Source organism: Streptomyces incanus (assembly GCF_042656345.1).
GTDB classification, from domain to species: domain Bacteria; phylum Actinomycetota; class Actinomycetes; order Streptomycetales; family Streptomycetaceae; genus Streptomyces; species Streptomyces incanus.
The window spans coordinates 1-657 of the sequence record NZ_JBHSPC010000175.1; the positions used below are offsets into that span (position 1 = coordinate 1).

General features: G+C 71.1%; 1 protein-coding gene. It reads left to right on the forward strand.

Going from position 1 to position 657, the window contains the following annotated elements:
* Positions 1–55: 55 nt before the first annotated feature.
* Positions 56–657, forward strand: a 602-nt coding sequence (locus tag ACFP2V_RS38525; RefSeq protein WP_381221398.1) for an IS30 family transposase, incomplete at its 3' end; no start/stop codon positions are given.

A 657-nucleotide genomic window follows, 5' to 3' on the forward strand; every position in this document is an offset into this window, starting at 1 on the left:
CCGTCGGGCCGCACAGCGACGTCGGCGTCCTCAACGGCAGTTGCTGAACACCGACTTGGTTCTGCGGGAGCGCGTTCTGGCGGACCTGCGGTACGGGCGGACACCGAACCAGATCGCGGGGCGTTTGAAACTCGAGTCCGCAGACGCGAGTGTGGCCCTCATGGAAGGCTCGCTCCCGGCCGGCGGGGAAACGATCTCGCACGAGGCCGTCTACACGTGGATCTACGCGCTGCCCAAGGGCGAGCTCGCCCGCCTGGGCGTGATGCTGCCCAGCCGCCGCACCGCCCGCGGCCCCCGCAGCAGGCCCGACGCCTCCAAGGGCGCCCGGATCACCGGCATGCGCTCGATCCACGACCGTCCCGCCGAAGCCCTCGGCCGGCAGGTCCCCGGCCACTGGGAGGGCGACCTCATCATCGGGAAGAACGGCGCCTCCGCCGCGGCGACCCTCGTCGACCGCTCGACCCGCTTCTGCGTCATCCTCGCTCTGCCCGCGGGCAGGAACGCCGACAGCCTGTCGACCGTGCTCACCGAACAGGTCCTGGGAATGCCCGAGTTGGTCCGCAAGTCGCTGACCTGGGACCAGGGAACGGAGATGGGCCGTCACGCGGCGCTCACCCTGGCCACCGGCCTGGACGTGTACTTCGCCGACCCGCACAG